We start from the raw sequence: 17,705 nt of genomic DNA on the forward strand, positions 1-17,705 counted from the left end.
ATCTAGTATTACTTCTTACCATTCTAATAATATTCTTTGTGCTGAGAATCCAGGGCCAAAACTTAGCATAAGTCCTGTTTCTCCTTTTGCTGGTTTTTTATCCATAAATCTTTCTAAAACATAGAGAACGGTAGCACTACTCATATTACCATATTCTTTCAGAACCGCTTTAGTATCATCTATATTTTTGCCTAGAGCTCCAAAAAGCTCTTCAACAGTTTGTACTATTTTCTTACCACCAGGATGAAAAATGAGATGATCTATTTCCTCAATAGATTTACCATGTTTTTTTAGAAATGGATGTACTATATCTGGAAAATGTCTTGCAATTTTTTCAGGAACTTCTTTATCCAATACCATTTGCAACCCTCCATTTGTTAATTTAAATCCCATCATCGTAGTAGCATCGTAAAAATGGTACATCTCATCTGCAATAATAGTTGGACCACTAGCATCTTCTTCGGATGAAAGTAAGGTGCAGGCAGCTCCATCACCAAAAATGGCAGCACTTACAATATTTACCATACTAAAATCATCAAGTTGAAATGTAGCCGTAGGAGATTCTATTGCAATAACAGCAGCTCTTTTTCCTGGGTTAGCTTTAAGGAAGTTTCTAGCATATATAATTCCTGAAACTCCTGCAGCACAACCCATTTCTGTAACAGGAAGTCTAACGATATCTTGTCTTAAATTCAATGCATTGATAATATAAGCATCCTGTGATGGAATCATAATCCCTGTACAACTTACTGTGATTATATAATCTAATGATTTTGAATCCCATCCTGCTTTATCCAATGCCTTTTTTACAACAGATTCTCCTAATTTTTTTACTTCTCGAATATATATATCATTCTTTTCTTGGAAAGAAGTAGCTGTAAAAACTTCTTCTATACTCATGATTCCGAATCGTCTATCGACAGCAGCGTTTTCAAAAATTTTAAGTACTTTTCTTCTAAAACGACCTTCTTGTCCTGTAAGCCAAGTTGAAACAAAAGGTAATATTTCCTTAGTTTCTCTAACGTATTCTGGCAACTCCTTAGCTACCGTTGTTATTTTTACACTCAATCTTTCTCCCTTTAATTTATTAACTATTGATAATCCAACGATATCTAAAAGCTCATTTCCAATCTAACTGATACGAACTAATTTGTAACTCTTTTGCAAAATCAACTAATTCCCTTTTCTTAAACCCTCTTTTGATTGAAATCAAGCCGTCATATTTCGCAATATATCCTTTGATAAAAAAGAAACTAAATAATTTAAACAGGTAATACGAAACCTTGTTTCTATGAATATCATTAATAATCACTGCTTTAGACACTAAGGATATGCTTTTCTTAAGTACATTTTTTATCTGCTCATCATCGAAATGGTGCAATGTGAGTGTGCAAATAATTATATCACAATGAAAATCCTGTTTTGTTACTGTCAAAATATCTCTATGAAAAAACTCTATTTCGGGATAAGATATACTTAATTTCCTAGCCTGAATTACACATTTTTCGTTATTATCAATACCAATTAATTTTAGTTTAATTCCTTTTTTTCTTGAAGAATTAATTAATTGCCTTAAAATCTCTCCGTCTCCACACCCAAAATCTATAATAACCCATTCCTTAACTACATCTTCTTTTTGTATTAGATTAAAAACCGTCTTGATAGTTACATTATTTCCTCCTAATAATTTATTTGCTCTAGAAATATCTTGTAAAGCTATATTTAAAGCTTGTTCATCAACTTCTGGATCATCCATAAGTTCTTCCTCGTTACTTCTATGTCTTAGATTTATCAACATGCTAATGGTTTTCCGTGAGTTTGTTTAATTATTTGAGGAACAATTGATGGAATAATATTCGCAACATTATGAGCAATTTGCTGAAATCCTTGATGCAATAGTATCTTTTGCAGAATTCTACCTGCATACAATCTTTTAGAAAAAGTGGTATTCCATTGTAAACGATATAAGGCTTCAATATCTTCTCTTGAATACTTTATGCCTTTATACTCTTTTACTAATAATTCACATAAAATTTGAGCACTTTGAATCGCCATTGCCATTCCATTACCGCACAAAGGATGTATTAATCCTGCTGCATCTCCTGTCATAAATATATGATTTTCTACAGGTTCTTTTTTATCAAAATTGATTTGACTAATGGTAACTGGTTTCTCTAATACTGGTTTCGAATGTTTGAAAAAATCTTTTAAATGAGGGTTTTTAAAGAGTACTTCCTCTTGAAAACTATCAATATCTTTATACTTCTTAAAAGTTTTATAATTCACCAAATAGCAAGCATTTACGATATTATTTTCTACCATAGATAATCCGCAATATCCTCCTTCAAAATTGTGTAATGCCACTTTATTAGAATCAAAATCTGATATATAATGTGCTTTTACTGCTAACCAAGGTGATTTTTTATTACTAAAGTTACGTTTTAAGCTTTTATCTAATATTGAACGTTTTCCATATGCCCCAATAACATATTGACTGGTTATCACCTCATTATTAGCTGTTTTTACTTTTATATTTTCTCCTTTATATTCAATATCCAAAACCTGATCATTAAGCATTTCTACACCTAAATCTTTGGCTATATTCCATAAATAATGATCCATTGCATATCGACTAATACCAAAACCGCCCAAAGGAAGTTTACTTTTAATCATCTTCCCTTTTAAAGTACTAATATTTAATTCTGAAATTTCAACAGGATTTAATTCATCGATATCGATGCCTAAAAATTCAAAATATGGCAGTATCTCATTAGAAATATATTCTCCACAAACTTTATGTCTAGGATAGGTGTCTTTTTCAATGAGCATTACTGGTATCTGAAACTTAGCTAAATGGATAGCACTCGTTAAACCAGCCAAACCGCCACCAATAATCAGTATGTGTTTATGACTATTCATTTATTGAAGATACATATTTTTTAAGCATAAAAAAATCCCAACCAGTAGGTCGGGATTTTTCATAATCAATTACAGGTTTTACCCTTTTGTTTGCGCAATTGCTTGCTTTCTCATATTCTCATTAGGTGAGATTGTTACCTCTACTCTTCTGTTTTTGGATTTACCTTCAGCAGTATTATTATCATATTTAGGTTGAGATTCTCCATAGTATTTCACAGTAAATCTTTGTTGTTCAATCCCTTGTGACACAAGATAGTCCCTAACTGATTGTGCTCTGTATTTTGATAAAATAAAATTAGATTCTTCTTTTCCGACACTATCGGTATGACCTTCTATCAATATCTCTGAGTTAGGATATTCTTGCAGGATATGAGCTAACTTTTTAATTGTTTCCTTAGATGTTTCATTTAACTCGTATTTATTACTTCTAAAATACACACCACTTTCTTCGTCAAAAACAATATTAATATCTTCTTCTATTCTTTCTACTGCTACACTTGGAATCTCTTCTTCTATTTTTTTTGCTTGTTGATCCATTTGATTTCCAATCACAGTACCAACCGTAGCACCTACAATTCCACCGATAACTGCTCCAATTTCTGCTTCTTCGCTAATATTATCACCTATTACTCCTCCAATAATAGCACCTCCAGCAGCACCTACAAAACCACCTATTTCTGCGTTTTTCATGGATTTACAACTTACTATTATAAGTAATATTACTATAGGTACAAGTTTCTTTGTTTTGTTGATTGTGTGTGATTTCATAAAATATTATATTAATTGTTGGTCTTAATTTATCCAATATTATTGCTTAGTAAAACTTAGCATTAGCGTAAACTTTTCTCCTTCAACAATGGTATCATAACTCCAAATCATAGTCGTGGCTTCTAATTCATATAATTGCATACGATAGCCTTTATTATTGGTTACACTTTTCATTTTTTTATTGACTGGTTTCAATATAATGCTGTGGTTAAAACCATACATTTCTTTGGGCACAGACCATATAAAGTTTTGAATACCTTTAGTAGAACAGCTAGAACCAGATAAAGCATAACTGCCAGTATTATTATTAGCAATAAACTCCCAATTGGTATCTTCAATACAAGTAGAAGGGATATTATCTAGTATACTGATATTATATGTTCCCTTACGATTAGTATCATAATTTACTTCTTTTAATATCCATACTCCATTAATAGAATTTTCTGCTGCTCTAGTTAATTTATCTGATGCTCCACAGCTTAATAAGAGCGCGCATATTAAAAGTGTAAAAGAAGTTTTCAAGGTGTTGGTTTAAAAGAGGTTTATTATACTTTACAGTACAAATATCACGATCCTGCTCGTTCCAAACCACATCATAAATAGTGAAAACAAAACCACTGTTTTCAGGGGGTTACCATATTAGTAGAAACAAAAAATCCCCAATAAAACAATTGTTTTATTGGGGAAATATACTATTATAAAGTGTATTGTTTAATCCACTGTTTTTTTAGCGTCTTCTATCATTTTATCGTTAGCCAAAATTCCAAACTCAACCCTTCTGTTTTTAGCCCTTCCTTCTGCAGTTGCGTTATCATATTTAGGTAGCGTTTCTCCGTGAAAATAGGTAGTCAATCTGGTTTTGCTTATTCCTTGAGAAATCAAGTAACTTGTAACCGAATTTGCACGTTTTTTAGATAATTCCATATTATAAGCATCATCACCAGAACTATCCGTATGTCCATCAACTATAATATTAGTATCAGGATACTCTTTAAAAATTCTAACAAGTTTATCAAGGTTTTCCCTTGATTTTGTATTAATATTAGATTTATTGGTGTCAAAATACACACCACTGTTTTCATCAAGTATAATATCAATTCCTTCTCCTACTCGTGTAACTTCTGCTCCTGGTAGTTCTTCTTCAATTTTCTGAGCTTGTTTATCCATTTGTTTACCGATAACTCCACCAGCAACTCCACCAACAACACCTCCAATTATAGCTCCTAATACAGAATTTTCTTTGTTACCAACATTATTACCGATCACTCCTCCAAGAACAGCTCCTGCGGTTGTACCTATTACAGCACCTTTTTGTGTATTATTAGCATTTTGTACTGCATCACAACCAGTTAATAATGTGGTTGCGATCAATATCACTCCTATTTTTTTAAAGCTTGATTTTATCATTGTGTTGTTTTTTTTACTGTATTTTATTAAAATTCATTGTAATAACGAATGGCTTACCTTCTAAACTTACTGTTTGTGTCCAAGTCATTGTTGTTTCATCCAGATGTTTCAGCGTCATTCTGTATCCTTTATTATTATTTGTACTTCTTTTCTTTTCGTCAATTGGTTTAAAAAGAAAACTATAATCGCCATTATCTGCTGGCGCAGGAATAGTAAACCTAAAATTACGAGCTCCTGTAGAAACACATTGACTATCATTTACGGTATACATACCAGTATTATTATTAGGAATAAATTTCCAGATACCTCCTGTAAGACATTCTGCTGAAGCATCATTATACAGCGTAACTTCAAATACTCCAGAACGATCGTACGATATTTTATCCAATGACCATTCTCCTTTTAATGTTTTCTTTGCAGCTATAATGGTTTTCTGACTGGCAGAACAAGAAGCCAACAAAATAATTGTGAGTAATAAGATTAATTTTTTCATAAAGATTATAAATTTATGTAAGTAAAATTGGTTACCAGTTTACTATTCAAATATCAAGATATCTGAATACTTCCTCTAAAAATCCGTGTAAACTTTTGCTATTAATTAGATAAAATGCAAAGATTTTGGATAAAAATCATTTGAACACTATTCTGTAATATCATGGGTGAGTTTTTGGTTTTAAAAGTTATATACTAAGGTATGTAAATTCTAAAACGGAATAAAGAATATTATCATATATTAATTCTTACGGTTAACAGAATTTAACAGCATGAGTTAATATATTTTTAAATTTTTGAAAAAGATTAGTTCTGTTCCTTAGGTACTCTAAAAAGAAGAAAAATACCTAAAACAAAGAATACTACTAAAAATAACACAGCATTCCTCATACTTCCAGTAATCAAATCTACTGTCGCGTAAATTCCCATTCCGATGACAATTCCAACTTTTTCTGAAACATCATAAAAACTGAAATACGAGGTTGTATCTTCTGTTTTTGGTAAAAATTTAGAATATGTAGAACGCGACAATGCTTGAATACCTCCCATAACAAGTCCTACAAAACCAGCTGTACCATAAAACTGAATAGGCTCTGTAACAAAGAAAGCGTAGACACAGAGTATTACCCAAATGATATTTATACCGATTAACGTTGGGACGTTGCCGTATTTTTTTGAACACATAGAAGTCAAAAACGCGCCTCCAACTGCTACTAATTGAATAATCAATATACTAAGTATTAATCCCATTGTTTTCTCACTATCGCCTCCCCAGTTTATCTCTTGTTCTCCGAAATAGGTAGCTACTAACATCACTGTTTGCACTGCCATACTATATACAAAAAAGGCTACTAAATACCGCTTAAGCTTAATATTATCGCCCATGTTTTTCCAAACGGTCATTAGCTCTCTAAAACCGTTGAACAAAACATTACTTGTTAATTTATGACCCGTATTTCCTTTGGGTAAATAATAATATGAAAATTGACTAAAAAGAATCCACCATACTCCTACCATAATAAAAGAGTATTTCATAGCATCGATTCTAGCCTCGTCTGTTGGTGCAGTCATTACCATTCCTAAATTAACCAGAAGTAGGATAACACTCCCAATATATCCTAAAGAATATCCTTTTGCACTTATACTATCATGCTGCTCGGGAAATGCAATGTCAGGCAAATAGGAATTATAAAAAACGATACTTCCCCAAAACCCAACAAGTGCCAAAACATAGCATAATAGACTAAAATATATCTGATCTACACTAAACCAGTATAATCCAATACAAGATAATGCACCTAGATAGTTGAAGAATTTCATGAATGTTTTTTTATTACCCAAGTAATCTGCGATACCAGATAATATTGGAGACACTAAGGCTACTATTATAAATCCAATAGCGGTTGCGTAGTTAATCAGTGGTGTGCTTCTTATGGCTCCTCCAAAAATTTCAATTGTTTCTCCCTTTTCAAATAATGAACCGTAAAAAATTGGAAATACAGCTGATACTATAGTTAAACTATATACAGAATTTGCCCAATCATAAAAAGCCCAGGCGTTTAGTAATCTCTTATGTCCTTTTGGTAGTATTTCTCGCATCTTTTATATTAAAAAAGCTGTTCTGGGTTGTTCCAGAACAGCTTCTAAAATAAGTATAATCTTTGTAAGAATTGTAAAATTACAATTATTTAAAACTTGTAACTCCAAATTTTCTAGCTTCTGCTTTTGCTGCAGGTGCCCAAGCATTGAGATTTGCAATACGAGTATCATTTGATGGATGTGTACTCATAAATTCGGGTGGTGCTTGACCTCCGCTATTTGCTTTCATACGTTTCCAAAGTTCTGCAGCCTCATCTGGGTTATATCCTGCTATAGCCATTAACGTCAACCCTATTTTATCAGCTTCGGTTTCATGACTTCTACTAAATGGTAGCATTACTCCTAATTGACTTCCTAATCCGAAAGCAGTTCCTATAATTTGCTGAGTTTGTTCATTTTGTCCACTTGCAGCAACGGCTGTCGCAACACCTGCTACCTGCTGGATTTGTCCTGCACTCATACGCTGTTGTCCATGATTAGCAATCGCATGTACTACTTCATGTCCCATAATAGCAGCAACACCTGTCTCGGATTTTGCAATTGGTAAAATACCCGTATAAAATGCAATTTTTCCTCCTGGCATAGCCCATGCATTTACTGCTTTGTCGTCTATAAGGTTATATTCCCATTTATAATCCTTTAGGTAACCTTGATGACCATTAGCATTTAACCATCTTTCTGCCGCTTTAGCAATCTTCTGCCCAACACGTTTGATCATTTCCGAATCTGATGTACCATTGACTACTTTACTTTCCTCTAATACTTGATTATACTGAGCAAAAGCTGCTGGTAATATTTGTGAATTAGGTACTAACGCCAATGTCTGTTTCCCTGTAAATGGATTGGTTGCACAAGACAGAAAAAGGAATACAGATCCTAATGCAACTATTAATTTTCTCTTTTTCATAATATTATGGATAGATGTGAATTTCGTATGTTAAAATTACAAAATTCAGCACATCCTTTTTAATAAATCCGAATCTATTTATTCACTAAATTCTATGTAAGACCTTAATTATCGATAAACTGTTTTATTTTGCCGTAATGTGTAACTCTGCAAAATCTTTAGGAACGATAAGAGTATTATCTTTCTCGTTGAATGTAAGTTCTTCTAGAGGTACGACTACATTATCAATTTCAATTTCATCAATTTCAAAAGGTACACCGATCAATTCTATTTTCATACGGTCATACTCCGTAACAAACGTACCGTTTTTATGTTGCTGAATAATTATCTCATGTTCTTTTCCAGTAAATGAAAAACTTCTAAGGCTAAATCTACCTTTTGCATAATCATATCCATCTTGAGCATCTTCATATACTTTAGAAACTTCTTTATTTCCTAACTTATAGTATACTTCTAACTTAAGTTCTTCTATTTTCTTCTCACCAACATATTGCTGAATAGGATATTTAGGAATAATAGCTCCTTCTTTTATAAATAGTGGGATTGTATCTAAATCAGCATCTACCCATTGCTCCATTCCTCCTTTGACATACTCTCGAGTCCAGTAATTATACCAATTTCCTCTTGGAACATATAACCTTCTACCTTTTGCATTAGGTTCCTGTACTGGGCATACTAAAATTTGATTTCCAAACACAAACTCATCTGTTCTATAATGCGTTTGGGGATCTAATTGATCATACAATACCAAGGACTTTAGCATTGGTATTCCTTCTTCGGCATATTCCCAGAACATAGTATATAAATATGGTAATAATTGGTAACGTAATTCCACATATTTTCTGGTTACATCTATTACTTCTTCTCCAAAAGTCCAAGGTTCCTGATTTCCATGATCTCCTGATGAATGGGTTCTACAGAAAGGGTGAAACACACCTAATTGTATCCATCGTGCATATAATTCACCAGTTGGATGCTCTGCAAATCCACCGATATCACTACCAGTAAAAGACATACCACTCATACTCATGCGTTGTGCCTGAATATTAGCTATCCAAAGATGCTCCCAAGTGGCAACATTATCACCTGTCCAAGAAGAAGTATATCGTTGTGCTCCAGAATATGCAGATCTAGTAATTACGAACGGTCTCTTTGGATACGCAAATCTTTTTATACCTTCATAGGTTGCTCTCGCCATTTGTGTTCCATAGATATTATGTGCTTTTCTGTGACTGCATGGATTGCCATCATAATTATGACGAACATCATCTGGAAATGTTTTTCCTGGGACCTCCATAACAGCAGGTTCATTCATATCGTTCCAAACTCCTTTGACTCCAATTTCATCAATAAGTTCTTTAAACAATCCTGCCCACCATTCTCTTACTTCAGGGTTTGTAAAATCAGGAAAGAAACATTCTCCTGGCCATACTTTTCCTCTCATATAAGGTCCATCGGCTCTTTTACAAAAGTAATCTTTGTCCATGGCTTCCTTATATACCCAATATTCATCATCAATCTTAATACCAGGATCAATAATCACAATGGTTTTATATCCATCTTCGGCCAATTCTTCGACCATTCGTTTAGGATCTGGGAAATATTCTTTATTCCATGTAAAACATCTAAAACCATCCATATAATCAATATCCAGATAGATGGCATCACAAGGGATTCTTAAATCCCTAAATTTAGTTGTTACTTCCTTCACCTTGCTTTCTGGATAATAACTCCATTTACATTGATGATAACCCAATGCCCATAACGGCGGTAATTCTGGTTTACCGGTAAGATCCGTATATCTGGTTACAACATCTTGCATATCAGGTCCGTAAAAGAAATAATAATTCATTTCTCCTCCATGAGCCCAAAAACTAGTTACATTTCTTCGTTCATTACAAAAATCAAAATACGTTTTGAAGGTGTTGTCAAAGAAAATTCCATAAGCTCTTTCTTCATACATACCTATATAAAAAGGAACACTTTTATATAAAGGATCCTGATCCTTACCAAATGCATATTGATCTGTAGCCCAATTCTCTATTCTTTTTCCTTTTAAGTTCAAATGCATCGGTTTATCTCCTAAACCATAGTAGCATTCTCCCTGAGGAGCAGATTTACTCATCTTAACGATGTTTCCGCCATACTCATAACTTTGTTCCCAATGAAACCCCCAATCATCTTTACAAATGATATTTCCTTCTCTGTCTTTAATAGTTACATGAACATTAGCTTTCGCAATACACACCTTTACTTTTTTGGTAGTAATCACGTACTCATCATCAAACTCGCTAACATCTAATTCACTATATCCTCGTACCCCTTTTTCACTAATGGCATAAGAAAAATCTTTTTCAAAATTATTATCGGTTGCGTATCTAAAACGAATAACACTACCTCTTATAATGGTAACTTGAAGAATTACACCATTTTCTGTAATAAAGTTAATCTTATCTACATGTTGTGAAAACGAAGTGATTTTTCCTGGAAATAAGTTTCCTTTTATTTCTAAATCAGTATTGGTTATCATAGCTGGTTGGTTTCTTTTTCTTACACATTTTGTTATGTAAAAGAACAATATCTATTTTTAAAAATAAACTCTTTTATGCAGTATTTATTAAGAGAAATTAACGAAAACGTTTGAAACTGAATTGAATTAACAATTGTTTAATAAAGTAACATTAAAGTTTTAAATATCATCTAAATATTTACCTCTTATCTATAGCAAATACCATTACTCCCAAAGGAGGAATATTAATTTCTGCAGCATAATTTCGATGATGCCAGTTTTCCTTTTGGATCTCTATCTCATGTTCATTAAAAATACCGCTCCCGCCATATTTTTTATCATCACTATTTAAAATAGGTATCAATTTACCTTCACTCGGCAGTCCAATGCGATACTTAGTTCTTGGCACTGGTGTAAAATTACATGCGATTATAAGTGAATCTTGTTCTTTATTACCCTTTCTTATATAAGCCACTACAGAATTTTCATGATCGTCATAACTAATCCACTCAAAACCATCAGCATCAAATTGTTTCTGATATAGTCCAGGATACTTTTTATAAATCGTATTAAGATCTGTGATCAGTTTTTTCACACCTGAGTGATAATCATATAGCAATAGATGCCAATCTAGGCTACTTTGAAAATTCCACTCTTCCCTTTGTCCGAATTCTGATCCCATAAATAATAAATTGGTACCAGGATGTGTAAACATATAGCTGTACAGTAATCTTAGATTTGCAAATTGTTGCCATTCATCGCCAGGCATTCTACCAATAATACTTTTCTTACCATAAACTACTTCATCATGGGATAGAGGAAGCATGAAATTTTCTGTAAAAGCATAGGTCATGCTAAAAGTAAGGTCATTCTGATGGTGTTTTCTATAGATCGATTCTTTAGCAAAATATTGTAATGTATCGTGCATCCATCCCATCATCCATTTCATACCAAAACCGAGGCCTCCACTAAAAGTAGGTTTGGATACCATAGGAAAAGATGTTGATTCTTCTGCTATAGTTTGTACATCAGGAAAACTTTTATAGACTTCTTCATTCAATTCTTTCATAAAAGTAACTGCTTCCAGATTTTCTCTTCCACCATATATATTAGGTTCCCATGCTCCATCTTCTCTAGAGTAATCTAAAAACAACATCGATGCTACTGCATCTACACGTAAACCATCTGCGTGGTATTGATCTAACCAAAAAATAGCATTACTAATCAAAAAGCTTTTTACCTCGTTTCTACCGTAATTGAATATTAAGCTTTTCCAATCGGGATGATATCCTTTTCTTTTATCAGGATGTTCATACAAACTGGACCCATCAAAAAATCCCAATCCGTGTGCATCTTCAGGAAAATGTGAAGGAACCCAATCTAATAAGATTCCAATATCATTTTGGTGTAATTTATCTACCAATAATTTAAACTCTTCTGGGTAACCAAAACGTGAAGTCGGTGCAAAATAGCCTGTAAGTTGATATCCCCACGATGGATCATAAGGATATTCCATAATAGGCATCAATTCTACATGCGTAAAATTCATTTCTTTTACATATGCCACTAATTCATCTGATAATTCAGTATAGGACAATGACCTGTCTTCTTCTATTTTTCTTTTCCAAGAACCTAGATGTACTTCATATACCGAGAAAGGAGCATTTATAGCATTATACTGCTTTCTTTTTTTCATCCAGGTCGAATCTTCCCAAGTATAAGAATCATCCCATACTACTGAAGCCGTTTTTGGCGGATGCTCACATCTACGTGCGTAAGGATCTGCTTTCTCTGTTTGAATATCATTATTATGCGAATGGATTTTGTATTTATAGAGATTTCCTTTTCCTACTTCTGGAATAAATCCTTCCCATATACCTGATTCATCCCAGCGCACATTTAAGGCATGTTCTTCTTCATTCCAGAAATTAAAATCTCCAATCACAGATACAGACTTAGCAGTAGGCGCCCAGACCGAAAAATACGTACCTTTTACTCCATCGACTGTGATAAGGTGAGCACCAAATTTTTCATACAATCTATAATGTTTACCAGATTTAAATAAGCCGATATCAAATTCTGTAAACAAACTATATGCAATTACTTTATTCATATTTATTGGTTGGCTAATCTCTATTGAATTTCTATTTTAATTTCAATAGAAAGTGGAGTAAGATATTCTGGATACTGGTTATCAGAACCTTAGATTTTAAAATTATTCGGAATAATGGCTCCTTTTTTTAATACTACTATTCCATCTTTAATAACATATTCTTCTTCATCTTTATCAGCTAAATGCGGCCCTCCAATAATAGTAACATCATTACCTACTCTACAATCTTTATCAAGAATTGCATTATTAATCACACATCGTTCTCCTACACCTATATAAGGTCTTTTATCTTTGGCATCAAGCTCTAATTCGTCCATATCCTGATACTTATCACTACCTATCATATAGGTGTTTTTTATTTCCGTATCCTTACCAATTCTAGAACGAATACCAATAACAGATTGATAAATTTCTTTTGCTTGTATCAAACATCCTTCTGCTATCATAGCTTTATTTAGTAAAGTACCTGATATTTTTGATGGAGGAAGTACTCTTGGTCTTGTAAGTATATTTCGATCATTATTAAACAAGTCGAACTTTGGGACATCACTGGCCAATTCTATATTGGCTTCAAAAAATGAAGCTATTGTACCTATATCAGTCCAATATCCTTCGTATTGATATGCTAAAACCTTATGATCATCTATAGATTGTGGAATAATTTCTTTACCAAAATCTATGGTGTCTGGATTGGATAAAAGATCTACCAACAATTGTCGATTAAATATATAAATCCCCATAGAAGCCAAATAGTGACGATTTTCGTTTTTCATTTCATCACTTACTTCGGATTCCCAACCTGGTAACTGATCCTTATTTGGTTTTTCTGTAAAAGAAGTAATGAAATCATTCTTATCAGTTTTAAGAATTCCAAAACTTGTTGCTTCTTTTGGACTAACGGGAATGGTTGCAATAGATATATCAGCATTTTTTGCAATATGTGCATCAATCATCGTATTAAAATCCATTTGATAGAGTTGATCTCCTGATAAAATCAACGCATATTCGAAATCATGATTCAAAAAATGATGCATGGATTGTCTAACAGCGTCCGCAGTTCCTTGAAACCAGGTTTTATTATCAGGTGTTTGTTCTGCAGCTAATACATCTACAAAAGCATCACTAAATGAACTAAAAATATAAGTGTTCTTTATATGACTATTTAGAGATGCCGAATTAAATTGAGTAAGTACAAACATCCTTTTTATATCAGAATGAATACAGTTAGTTATCGGAATATCTACTAATCTATATTTTCCAGCTATAGATACTGCTGGTTTAGATCTACTTTCTGTTAAAGGGGACAATCGTGTTCCTTGTCCTCCTCCAAGGATAATTGCAAGTACTTTTTTATTAATCATTTTAGTTGGTTTAAGGTTTTATATAATTCTATGTACTGGTAAGCCGAGTTATTCCAGGAATTATCGATTTGTATTACTTTTTTCTGCGTTTCTCTATAATACTTTTGATCCATGTAAAATTCAACTCCCCTTTTTATTGAATAATACACATCCTGAATATTTGCTTGATTGTGACAGATTCCAAAACCACCATCACCAATATCTATTACCGTATCTTTTAATCCTCCAATACTTCTAACAATTGGGATTAAACCATAACGTAAAGAATACATCTGATTTAAACCACAAGGTTCGACTCTGGAAGGCATTAACAAAAAATCCGCCCCAGCATATATAATATGAGATAGTTTTTCATCATATCCTATGTAGGTGTTATAAGAATTCGAAAAACGTTCTTTTAAATCTTCTAATTTGGTTTCTACTTCATGATTACCCGATCCAAGAATCAAAATATTAACATCCATATGCTGTAATACCTCTGTAATTATATCTGGTAATAGATCTGCTCCTTTTTCATAGACTAATCTTCCTATAAAAGCAAATAATGGTTTATCTATATCAAATTTAAATTCTTGACATAACCATTCTTTATTGGCCCTTCTTCCCGAAACCAATGTTTCAATTCCATAATTTTTTACAATCATCGGATCTGTTTCGGTATTCCATATCTGATGATCAATACCATTCAAAATACCAATGCATTTAGCATTCTCATGAGCTAATAATCCTTCTAATCCATTTGCCTCTCGTTGCAACTCATGCATATAACTAGGAGAAACTGTGGTAACTCTCCAAGCACATTTAATTCCAGCAGCTAAAGGATTAATACAATGATCCCAATCCAATAGCCCCACATTATTCATATCGAATTGCGGTAAATAGGATAATTTATCATAAGAAAACTGCCCTTGATATTGGGCATTATGAATTGTAAGAATAGTTGGAATATGTTTTAAAATTTGATATTTATTAGCATATGAAATTAAGAAAGGAATCAATCCTGTATGATGGTCATGACAATGAATAACATCAGGTTTTGTGTCTGTTTCTAATAACCAATTTAAAACTGCTAACTGAAACAACACAAATCTTTCGGTATCATCATCATAACTATAAACATTTGGTCTATACAACAGTTCTTCTTGATGTACCAAAAAAATCTGAAACCCAAATTCGGTTGATTTCAGTTTTTTAATAGAAAAATCAAAAGTATTATCACCAAGATTAACTGTACCAGAGTATACATTTTCGTACGTAAGCTCGTTCATCTTTTTATTATCATAAAAAGGAAGAATCACATCTGTTACACAATCTAAATCAGTTAAATATTTAGGCAATGAACCGACAACATCACCAAGCCCACCTACCTTTGCTAATGGATAACATTCTAAGCTTGTATGCAATACTCTCATCAACTTTTATTTAGCATTCTATAGTCAAAAGATCAACTATTGTTAATATCTTTTAAAGAAGTTTAAATCTATAAAAAACATTAAAACATTCTGCTAAATAAACTCGAAAAAGAAAGAGAATTAATGATAATTTAATAATTATATGATATCATAATTTTTGATTTGACAATTAGGGGAAATAGCTGAGAAATCAATAATTGTTAATATTTCAATTATCATCTATTTATTAATAGTTCGAAGTGCTTTTTTAACAATATATGCTGTGTCTTTTGTGGCAGAATTCTCTGTCCATTGTACACAAATACGTTTAACCCAATCTGGTCTAGTTTTACTTGCATCGTTTAACCAATTCCCCACAGCGTCCTTTACATATTTAGAAGTATCTGACTTCAAAGATTCCAAAATATCGATTCCTTTTTGGGGATGATTCTTAAGCTCATCAATTTTTTTGGTCCAAACTCCTATTGGTCGAGTAGCCTCAACAGCAAAACGTCTTACATTTTCATCTGGATCCTTAGCCCAATTAGACAATATAATAATAGCTTGATCTAATTCTTCAATAATATATTCTTTAGTTGCAAATATTGCCACTTCTCTAACTCCGAAATGTAGATCGGCAGCATATGGTTTGATAGTATGCAATCTCTCTGTGATTGACATTTCTATAGTTCCATAATACTGAGCAGCCCAACATCTAGGAATATCTGAGGCATGATTTGACAAATAATCAATAATAGTCTGATCATTGGTTAGTTGCGTAAAAGTCATTCCTATTACCTTTGCATTAGAGTTAGCAGAGGGCTTTTTTTGATTTGAAACTGCTTCATAGAAGTTATCATACCATTCTGATTTTCCAATTGTATCTAAAATCTGTTCTAATAAGATCAGCTGATCCACAGCAAGCCATTCCATAAGATTTGCAGTTTGAATAAGACCTTGGTTCAGGTATTTGATTACTTCTGGATTAAGATCTTTAGTGCTTCTAGGACCTTTTCTATTAAGAATATGCTCTGGGATCATATTAATATGATTTGTAATAGGTTTTACGTCTAACAAAATAATGGATTTAAAGGTATGATTATTCTTCGAATTGATTAAACACATCCATATGATGCATTTGTACTGACTCAGGTTTAATTACTTTGAATATAGCCTCTGCCATAGGATTTTTCATAATATCTTCTCCAGCTTTTTTTGCAGCTTCGATATCTGTCCAGTATACTATATCAACATATTTTCCTTCTGCATTACTAGCTGTAGTTCTATCTATAAAACCATAATATAGCTTTACGATATCGTTTAGAGAGGTTAATGCTTTTTTTACTTCTTCTTTAGAATATTCAGGATTTGCTTCGAATATTACAACTTCAATTGCATACGATTTGTTTGTCATAAGGTTTTGATTTTGACTAAATGTGGTTGCACAGCATAAAAACATACTAAGCATAATTGTGTGAATTAAGTGATTCATTATTTAATTTTAGTCAAAACTAATAATGGCTTATGACAACCTTATGTCAGCAGTAGAAATTAATTTTACATATATTTTTTAAAATAATCTTCCAGTGTGAAAAACTTAGGTGGAAATAATTCTGAAGTTTCAATAAGATTCATGATTCTATCGGTTCTGAACTCCCGATAATCTTTACGTAATCTACAGTACGCAATCATTACCCAGATCGTATTGGTAAAATATACTCCAAGAGGTTCTATTGAACGTTTGGTATATGCTTTAGATGCCGAACTATATTCAATCTCCAACACTCTTACGTCTGTAATTGCTTTTTGAATTACTGCTAAGTACATACTTGAAGGAGATTTTTTGTAAGGTGGACTAACAATTCTCTGTTCTAAAAGTTCTAATTTCTCTTTTTGTGTGTTATTTAGAATCGCTTTTACTTTTTCTATCGCTTCCTCATAAGCCGCAATGAGAGACTCATCATTATTGGTTTGTATAATTTTAGAAGCTGTAAGCAATGCATTTGCTTCTTTTTCTGTAAACATAATTGGCGGTAAAGAATATCCATCTACCAAAAAATAGCCAGTACCCGCTTCTGCTCCAATGGGCACTCCTGCATCAGACAATGCCAACATATCTCGATAAATAGTACGTATACTTACCCCAAATTTATCAGCCAAATCCGAGGCTTGTACTACTTTTTTAGATTGTAGTTTTACTAGAATTGCGGTTAATCGATGTAATCTTTTCATTATAGCT

Annotated in this window: 16 protein-coding genes; all 16 read right to left on the reverse strand. The window is 32.6% G+C overall.

The window, feature by feature from the left end:
* Nucleotides 1-15: 15 nt before the first annotated feature.
* Nucleotides 16-1,068, reverse strand: coding sequence for a type III polyketide synthase (locus QBK95_RS12490; RefSeq protein WP_280934216.1), 1,053 nt, complete (start codon nt 1,066-1,068; stop codon nt 16-18).
* Nucleotides 1,069-1,120: 52 nt separating this feature from the next.
* Nucleotides 1,121-1,798 carry a methyltransferase domain-containing protein gene (locus QBK95_RS12495; protein ID WP_280934217.1) on the reverse strand — a complete coding sequence of 226 codons (678 nt, stop codon included), beginning with the start codon at nt 1,796-1,798 and terminating at the stop codon, nt 1,121-1,123.
* Entirely contained in the window at nt 1,792-2,919 is a 1,128-nt protein-coding gene (locus QBK95_RS12500) for an NAD(P)/FAD-dependent oxidoreductase (RefSeq protein ID WP_280934219.1), read from the reverse strand. The genes QBK95_RS12495 and QBK95_RS12500 overlap by 7 nt, the downstream gene beginning before the upstream one ends.
* A 78-nt stretch (nt 2,920-2,997) precedes the next feature.
* Complete coding sequence (locus QBK95_RS12505) at nt 2,998-3,687, reverse strand: YiaD family glycine zipper/OmpA-like lipoprotein (RefSeq protein ID WP_508093694.1); 690 nt, start codon at nt 3,685-3,687, stop codon at nt 2,998-3,000.
* A 39-nt stretch (nt 3,688-3,726) separates the two neighbouring features.
* Entirely contained in the window at nt 3,727-4,209 is a 483-nt protein-coding gene (locus QBK95_RS12510; protein ID WP_280934223.1) for a lipocalin family protein, read from the reverse strand.
* Between the two features lie 189 nt (nt 4,210-4,398).
* Nucleotides 4,399-5,091, reverse strand: a complete 693-nt coding sequence (locus QBK95_RS12515; protein ID WP_445012627.1) for a YiaD family glycine zipper/OmpA-like lipoprotein — start codon at nt 5,089-5,091, stop codon at nt 4,399-4,401.
* 16 nt (nt 5,092-5,107) lie between these two features.
* Complete coding sequence (locus QBK95_RS12520) at nt 5,108-5,587, reverse strand: lipocalin family protein (RefSeq protein ID WP_280934229.1); 480 nt, start codon at nt 5,585-5,587, stop codon at nt 5,108-5,110.
* A 305-nt stretch (nt 5,588-5,892) separates the two neighbouring features.
* Nucleotides 5,893-7,185 (reverse strand): MFS transporter, encoded by a 1,293-nt coding sequence (locus tag QBK95_RS12525; protein WP_280934232.1) that lies wholly within the window; start codon nt 7,183-7,185, stop codon nt 5,893-5,895.
* Between the two features lie 85 nt (nt 7,186-7,270).
* Nucleotides 7,271-8,092 (reverse strand): M48 family metallopeptidase, encoded by an 822-nt coding sequence (locus tag QBK95_RS12530; protein ID WP_280934234.1) that lies wholly within the window; start codon nt 8,090-8,092, stop codon nt 7,271-7,273.
* 124 nt (nt 8,093-8,216) lie between these two features.
* On the reverse strand, nt 8,217-10,622 hold the full coding sequence (locus QBK95_RS12535; RefSeq protein WP_280934235.1) for a glycoside hydrolase family 31 protein: 2,406 nt from the start codon (nt 10,620-10,622) through the stop codon (nt 8,217-8,219).
* Between the two features lie 178 nt (nt 10,623-10,800).
* Nucleotides 10,801-12,714, reverse strand: coding sequence for a 1,4-alpha-glucan branching protein GlgB (gene glgB, locus QBK95_RS12540; RefSeq protein WP_280934237.1), 1,914 nt, complete (start codon nt 12,712-12,714; stop codon nt 10,801-10,803).
* Nucleotides 12,715-12,803: 89 nt separating this feature from the next.
* Entirely contained in the window at nt 12,804-14,075 is a 1,272-nt protein-coding gene (locus QBK95_RS12545; RefSeq protein WP_280934238.1) for a glucose-1-phosphate adenylyltransferase, read from the reverse strand.
* A complete protein-coding gene (locus QBK95_RS12550; RefSeq protein ID WP_280934240.1) occupies nt 14,072-15,487 on the reverse strand; it encodes a glycogen synthase in 1,416 nt (471 codons plus the stop codon). The genes QBK95_RS12545 and QBK95_RS12550 overlap by 4 nt, the downstream gene beginning before the upstream one ends.
* 219 nt (nt 15,488-15,706) lie before the next feature.
* Nucleotides 15,707-16,543 carry a DNA alkylation repair protein gene (locus QBK95_RS12555; RefSeq protein WP_280934242.1) on the reverse strand — a complete coding sequence of 279 codons (837 nt, stop codon included), beginning with the start codon at nt 16,541-16,543 and terminating at the stop codon, nt 15,707-15,709.
* Between the two features lie 22 nt (nt 16,544-16,565).
* Nucleotides 16,566-16,880, reverse strand: coding sequence for a hypothetical protein (locus QBK95_RS12560; RefSeq protein WP_280934244.1), 315 nt, complete (start codon nt 16,878-16,880; stop codon nt 16,566-16,568).
* 143 nt (nt 16,881-17,023) lie between these two features.
* The gene (locus tag QBK95_RS12565) at nt 17,024-17,698 is read right to left on the reverse strand and encodes a helix-turn-helix transcriptional regulator (protein WP_280934246.1); all 675 of its coding nucleotides are present in this window, start codon (nt 17,696-17,698) and stop codon (nt 17,024-17,026) included.
* Nucleotides 17,699-17,705: the final 7 nt, after the last annotated feature.

This window comes from Aquimarina mycalae (assembly GCF_029906345.1).
GTDB lineage: Bacteria > Bacteroidota > Bacteroidia > Flavobacteriales > Flavobacteriaceae > Aquimarina.

Coding starts and splice junctions, on each gene's coding strand:
- QBK95_RS12495 (WP_280934217.1), bottom strand. CDS start 1,798: ATGTTGATAAATCTAAGACATAGAAGTAACGAGGAAGAACTTATGGAT.
- QBK95_RS12500 (WP_280934219.1), bottom strand. CDS start 2,919: ATGAATAGTCATAAACACATACTGATTATTGGTGGCGGTTTGGCTGGT.
- QBK95_RS12505 (WP_508093694.1), bottom strand. CDS start 3,687: ATGAAATCACACACAATCAACAAAACAAAGAAACTTGTACCTATAGTA.
- QBK95_RS12520 (WP_280934229.1), bottom strand. CDS start 5,587: ATGAAAAAATTAATCTTATTACTCACAATTATTTTGTTGGCTTCTTGT.
- QBK95_RS12525 (WP_280934232.1), bottom strand. CDS start 7,185: ATGCGAGAAATACTACCAAAAGGACATAAGAGATTACTAAACGCCTGG.
- QBK95_RS12530 (WP_280934234.1), bottom strand. CDS start 8,092: ATGAAAAAGAGAAAATTAATAGTTGCATTAGGATCTGTATTCCTTTTT.
- QBK95_RS12535 (WP_280934235.1), bottom strand. CDS start 10,622: ATGATAACCAATACTGATTTAGAAATAAAAGGAAACTTATTTCCAGGA.
- glgB (WP_280934237.1), bottom strand. CDS start 12,714: ATGAATAAAGTAATTGCATATAGTTTGTTTACAGAATTTGATATCGGC.
- QBK95_RS12545 (WP_280934238.1), bottom strand. CDS start 14,075: ATGATTAATAAAAAAGTACTTGCAATTATCCTTGGAGGAGGACAAGGA.
- QBK95_RS12550 (WP_280934240.1), bottom strand. CDS start 15,487: ATGAGAGTATTGCATACAAGCTTAGAATGTTATCCATTAGCAAAGGTA.
- QBK95_RS12560 (WP_280934244.1), bottom strand. CDS start 16,880: ATGACAAACAAATCGTATGCAATTGAAGTTGTAATATTCGAAGCAAAT.
- QBK95_RS12565 (WP_280934246.1), bottom strand. CDS start 17,698: ATGAAAAGATTACATCGATTAACCGCAATTCTAGTAAAACTACAATCT.